Genomic DNA, 5,721 nt, shown 5'->3' on the forward strand with positions numbered 1-5,721 from the left:
ATCGGTAATGCAATGCGATCCGATAACGCCTCGACTATTTCGGTGAGGGGTTCTTTCCATTCTCCCGGGATTGTTTGACGGAAAAGGCGTACTATTCCGGGATACCACGGTGAGTCGTTTCGATCTCTCATCCATCGCCAGTCGCACCCATGAGCAGGGAGAAGAACCCAGCACTCTTTTCCCACCGCACCTGAGAGATGGGCTACGGCGGTATCGACGCTGATGATGAGGTCGAGTTGAGAAATGACGGTTGCTGTGTCGGCAAAATCGCGGAGGTTTTTTCCCATATTGATGATACCTAGGGTATCAAGAGTCTCAGTTTCCTGATCGGATAGCTCTTTTTGCAGACTGACGTAGGTAATCCCCCGCAGGTTCCATAACGGCGATAATGAAGAGAGATCGGGAAGAGAGCGGTTGGCGTCATTATCGTGCAAAGATGAGCCTCTCCACACTACTCCTACGCGATAATCGTGCGTATTAAGCCCCAACCTTTTATCCATCCATGTGTAATGAAGATGCAAATAAGGGAGCTGTGCAGGGATCGTATCGAGAGTCGTATGAAGATACATCGGCAGACTGAGAAGATAACTCCAACAATCATATTCGGGAGCCTCTTCTACGGAGGTAATGATATGATCGATCGCCTCCAGTACCGAAAAAAGCCTGTGGAGCGGAGGTTTGCACATCAGAATTATCCGTGCCGGAGAGTGTCGTTTGAGCAGCGGAAGATAGCGTACAAATTGAATTTCATCCCCGTACCCCTGCTCGGGTACGATGAGGATCGATTTGCCCTTTAGAGATTCTCCCTGCCATCGGGGTGCGGATACGTCAGGGGATGCAAAAGTAGGATTGAGGCTGAGATCGTAGCGTGTTTCATATAGCGGCCACCCCTCCTCAAATCGCCCTTCTGATAGAAGCAGGTATCCCAGATTGGCTTGGGCTTCGATTGAACCCGGTTCGTAGCGGAGTGCCTCTCGATAGGAATATTCGGCTTTTTCGTACAGGTTAAACTCTTTGTAGAGTTTTCCCAGATTATGGTGGGCATTTGCATAGGCGGGATTGAGGGTAATCGCTTGTATGTAAGTGGCTTCGGCATCTTTAAAAGCGTCGAGTTCTTTAAAAACATTGGCGATATTGTTGAAAAGTGTCGCATTTTCAGGTGCGATCTCGATGGCTTTGCGGTAGACTGAGAGGGCTTCGTCAAAACGTTTGAGCGTTTTTAAAACTACCCCCAGATCGTTATACGTTTCCGCAGTGGGATTCAGAGCTAAAATGTTGCGTAAAATTGCCTCCGTCCGGGTGTAGTGTTTCAGTATGTAAGCGCTCGATGCGGCTACGCTCAGCATAGGGATACTGAGCGCATTAGGTATCACAGCATCGATGCTCTCTAAAATCTCTTCATGCCGTCCTTCATGATAGAGCCTTAACGTTTGCTCGTAGACGGCAGTTTGCAAAAGATTCGGTAAATTTTCGGAGGTATTGTCCATCATGATACGGTTGCTGTCTCTTTCAGGATAAAGATCATAGGTGATTGTATCTTCTTAGACGTTGTTCTACAAGAGGGATTGTTGCTATAATAGCCCGAATGTTAACATAGGAGAGGGCATGGCCGAATCGATCGAAATCATTTCATGGAATGTCAACGGCATCCGTGCGGTAGCGGAGAAAGGGGCATTTTCATGGATCGAAGAACGAGCTCCGCACATCGTCTGCTTTCAGGAGATCAAAGCCACTGCGGATCAGATACCCGAGAATCTGTTTGCAGAACGTTATCCGATCCGTACGATCAACAGTGCGGCGAAAAAAGGGTATTCGGGAACGATGATTGCAAGCGAACTGGAACCGCATTATTGCGATTGTCGAGCCGATATCGATCTGCTCGACGAGGGGCGTATCGTCGAACACCACTACGGCAATATCGCTTTGTTCAACGTCTATTTTCCCAACGGGCAAAAAGACGAAGAAAGACTGGCCTACAAGCTGGAGTTTTATGAGCGTTTTTTGGCCTATTGCGAGTCGCTGCGCAGTGAGGGAAAATCGATCATTATTTGCGGGGATGTCAATACGGCCCATCGTGAAATCGATCTGAAAAATCCCAAGTCGAACGAAAAGACATCGGGATTCCTGCCGATAGAACGGGAATGGATCGACAAACTTCTCTCTCACGGCTACATCGATACGTTTCGTCATATCCACGGCGATAAAGAGGGGGAATACAGCTGGTGGTCGTACCGTTTCAGCGCCAGAGCCAAAAACGTGGGATGGCGGATTGATTACTTTTTCGTCTCCGAAGATTTGAGAGACGCTCTCGAAGATGCATTTATTCTGCAGGAGATCATGGGATCGGATCATTGTCCCGTCGGAATCCGTATCGCGATTTAAAATTGAAACAAAGGGGTTTTTATGGGGAATGTATCCTACATCGAGACGAACGAAAAGGTCAAAATGCCGAAACTGATCTACGGGACGGCATGGAAAAAGGATCGTACCGCCGATTTGGTGGAGATGGCGATATTGAGCGGGTTTCGAGGCATCGATACCGCCTGTCAGCCGAAACATTATAACGAACCGCAGGTAGGTGAAGCGATCCGCCGTCTCGCAGAGCAGGGGATCGGACGCGAAGAGCTGTTTGTGCAGACCAAATTCACCCCGCTTGCGGGACAAGATCCCCATAAAATCCCCTACGATCCTCAAGCACCGCTTCCGACGCAGGTTGCCCAGTCTTTCGATGCCTCCCTGCGGAATCTCCAAACCGGTTATATCGATTCGCTCGTACTGCATTCACCGCTCTTTCCCTACTCCCATCTCAAGCAGGTATGGGAAGCGATGGAAGCGATCTATCAGCGCGGCGGCGCACGTCAGCTCGGGATCAGCAACTGTTATGATCTCGAACTGCTCAAAAAACTCTATAACGATGCCGCCATCAAGCCCGCCGTCGTCCAAAACCGTTTTTACGACGAGAGCGGATACGATGTCGAACTGCGCCGATGGTGCAAGCAGCAGGGGATCGTTTATCAAAGCTTCTGGAGTCTGACCGCCAACCCCCACATTCTGGCACACCCGACGTTGCAAAAGATCGCACTGCGGTATGAAAAGACGCCGGCACAGATTTTTTACCGTTTCTTGAGTCATAGCGGGATCGTCCCGCTGATCGGCTCCACTTCCAAACATCATATAGAAGAGGATATGGATATTTTCAGTTTTGAACTTGAACCCTCCGAGATCGAAGGAATCAATACACTTTTAGAAGGGTGAAGCTATACTTCCGTTTTTTTAAATAAGGACGGTAAATGCTTAAGCGCGTTGCTTTGGTTTTGGTGCTGCTTCTAGGCAGTGTAAACGGTGCGGAACTCTCTACGATGGATACGATCCGCTCAAAGATTTTGACATCGGCGGTGTCGCTTTATTTCAGTGCACGCGGATACGGTAAAGTGGACAACGTAACAGTCGATACGACGAAAAAGACACTCAGCTTTACCCTGATGCCGGAGGGGGAAAAACAGCCCTTGAGCGTTGCCATCGGCTCGTACATGACGTTGACGATCGACAAAGAGGAGTATCTGATCCTACAAAAGGTACAGACCAACCGGATTTGGCTGAACCGTATTTTTGCCGATCATATGGAAGAGGGGATTAAAGTCCCTCTGGGAATCGTCTCCAAAGGTGCGGGATCGGTGCTGCTGAAGCTCTAATCCCCGAATCCTCCACGATTAGGCCGTAAAGTAGCACAAAAGGGGTATTTATGAAAACAATCATTCTTGTGCTGGCTTTATTCTCACAACTGCTCAGTGCCAAAACCCTCAGTGCTTCGTATGAGGTCTCTTTCGGCGTGTTTCAGACGATGGGAATCGCGGATGCCCGACTGGAGCTGAACGACGATCAAACCTATCGGATACGGATCGATGCAAGGACGACGGGGCTGGCGAAGGTCCTCTCCAACAACCGTACCGAGACGTATGAGAGTCGCGGGATCGTCAGGGATGGCAAACTGATCCCAAACGTCTATACCAAAGTCCGCAAAACGAATTCGTCGGTCACGGTCAAAACCTATACATTCGACCATCCGAATAAAATTGTCTGGAAAGAGAGTCTCAAAGACAGTGAACAGAGCCGAAAAGAAAATGAATTTTACGCCTCCGAAGATATCCTCACCCTTTTTTTTAATATCAAATACTATATGAAAACACCCCAAAACCTGACGCTCTATGCAATCGGAGGGAATGGAAAAGACGGTCGTATCGATATCCTCTATCCGAGAGGAAAAGCGTTGGAAACGGTGAAGAAAACATTGGATTTACAGAGCGGAGACTTTTTGCAGGTGGTTTTGAACGACCGGATATTCAGCAGCGCCAACGGAGAGCTGCAAATCAATCTCGCCTCGGACGGGTTATGCGAAAAAGCGGTGTTGGAAGATGTATTGCTATTCGGAGATATCGTCGGACAGCGGATTCATTCCGACCAGGGATCGAGATGAAAAATCTCACTGAGCAAGACTTCCAAATCGTTGCGGGTTGCTCCCGCAAATGAATTTTCCAGAAATTTATTGATCCCTTTGTTTTCATGATGGATGAGCGGGACGATTTTGATTCCGGTAATTTCAGACATGAAATGGGACGCGTCCCCCTCTTCGTAGGCATGCAGGAGGATGGAACGGGAAAAATTATTCAGAATATGATAATAGATGTGCAAAAATTCCGCTTCGAGTACCTTTAGGCCATAGAGATGGGTCACGAGACGGTTTTCGTGACTCACGATGGGATGGACTTTATCGGGTTTGACGGTAATACCGACCTCTTCTTTGATCTCGCGGACCAAGGCCTCTAGGAGGCTTTCACCCTCATTGACCGTGCCTCCCGGAAATCCCATACGTCCGTCCCATCGGTCGATCATGATCAGTGCGGGACATTTGAGATGCTGCATGTCGTCTTTGAAATAGCGCCATGGCGAGATCGCATCGACGTAGATAGCTAAAAAGACGGCATTTTTTTTATCAGGGTTGCATTGGCCGAACGGCACGCGCTGGGTTCTCATCAATAGTTGTTTCCGATAGTTTAGAATGGCGTTATTATACAGGTAAACGGGTTAAAGCCGCCAACCGTTTTTTACGTACTTTTTACACTTCTGTGCCATGATATCCTCATCTTATTCTTTCAAAGGGGAGTCTCATGCGTTTATTTTTACTGATAGCAATACTCGCGGCAACGTTTGCATTTGCCGATACGAAAAAGTTTATGATCGATTTGAAAACCGGCAATATGGAAACGTTTAACGATCAATTGCTCGTAGGGGTTCCCGGAACGATCGATTATTTTACCGCACAGGGGGACAAAGTCGAAGTCGCCGTCGTCATCCACGGCGAAGCGTATAAGTTTTTCGTCCAAAACCTCGACAATACCCAGTACGGGATGGATAAAAAACTGGTAGACAACCAAGAAGCGATCCATAAGCGGCTCGTAGAGATCGAAAAAAAATACGGCATCCATTTCGATATCTGTATGTCGGGGATGCATAAAAAAGGGATTCTTAGCGAAGACCTTTATCCTTTCGTAACACCGATCAAATCGGCGATGGTCGGATTGGTCAAATGGCAAAATGCCGGATATGCCTACATTCCCGCTCATGATAAATGAAATTTAAGGGTATCGATGGTAGAATTCTCCCCGTGATGCGGGAGTAGCTCAGTTGGCTAGAGCGTCAGCCTTCCAAGCTGAATGTCGCGAG

At 48.2% G+C, this 5,721-nt stretch carries 7 protein-coding genes; 5 read left to right on the top strand and 2 right to left on the bottom strand.

Features of this window, described 5'->3' with window-relative positions; all coding sequences use genetic code 11:
- The coding region (locus Q0389_RS02725) for a tetratricopeptide repeat-containing glycosyltransferase family protein (RefSeq protein ID WP_298691375.1) at positions 1-1,490 on the bottom strand (1,490 nt) is incomplete at its 3' end.
- A 115-nt stretch (positions 1,491-1,605) separates the two neighbouring features.
- Here Q0389_RS02725 and Q0389_RS02730 point away from each other — a divergent pair.
- Genes Q0389_RS02730 through Q0389_RS02745 form a run of 4 tightly spaced genes read left to right on the top strand, consistent with a single transcriptional unit; the run spans position 1,606 to position 4,474 of the window.
- Complete coding sequence (locus Q0389_RS02730) at positions 1,606-2,382, top strand: exodeoxyribonuclease III (RefSeq protein ID WP_298691377.1); 777 nt, start codon at positions 1,606-1,608, stop codon at positions 2,380-2,382.
- A gap of 21 nt (positions 2,383-2,403) precedes the next feature.
- Positions 2,404-3,255 carry an aldo/keto reductase gene (locus tag Q0389_RS02735; RefSeq protein ID WP_298691379.1) on the top strand — a complete coding sequence of 284 codons (852 nt, stop codon included), beginning with the start codon at positions 2,404-2,406 and terminating at the stop codon, positions 3,253-3,255.
- Positions 3,256-3,290: 35 nt separating this feature from the next.
- Positions 3,291-3,692 carry a hypothetical protein gene (locus Q0389_RS02740; protein ID WP_298691381.1) on the top strand — a complete coding sequence of 134 codons (402 nt, stop codon included), beginning with the start codon at positions 3,291-3,293 and terminating at the stop codon, positions 3,690-3,692.
- Positions 3,693-3,742: 50 nt separating this feature from the next.
- Positions 3,743-4,474, top strand: coding sequence for a DUF3108 domain-containing protein (locus Q0389_RS02745; protein WP_298691383.1), 732 nt, complete (start codon positions 3,743-3,745; stop codon positions 4,472-4,474).
- On the opposite strand, the gene Q0389_RS02750 is transcribed toward Q0389_RS02745, so the two are convergent.
- A complete protein-coding gene (locus tag Q0389_RS02750) occupies positions 4,450-5,031 on the bottom strand; it encodes an NUDIX hydrolase (RefSeq protein ID WP_298691385.1) in 582 nt (193 codons plus the stop codon). The two genes, Q0389_RS02745 and Q0389_RS02750, sit on opposite strands and share 25 nt — an antisense overlap.
- 134 nt (positions 5,032-5,165) lie before the next feature.
- On the opposite strand from Q0389_RS02750, the gene Q0389_RS02755 reads away from it, so the two are divergent.
- Positions 5,166-5,630, top strand: coding sequence for a DsrE family protein (locus tag Q0389_RS02755; protein ID WP_298691387.1), 465 nt, complete (start codon positions 5,166-5,168; stop codon positions 5,628-5,630).
- The last annotated feature ends 91 nt before the right edge of the window (positions 5,631-5,721 follow it).

Origin of the sequence: uncultured Sulfuricurvum sp. (assembly GCF_937936435.1) — a bacterium.
In the GTDB taxonomy this organism is placed as follows: Bacteria; Campylobacterota; Campylobacteria; order Campylobacterales; family Sulfurimonadaceae; genus Sulfuricurvum.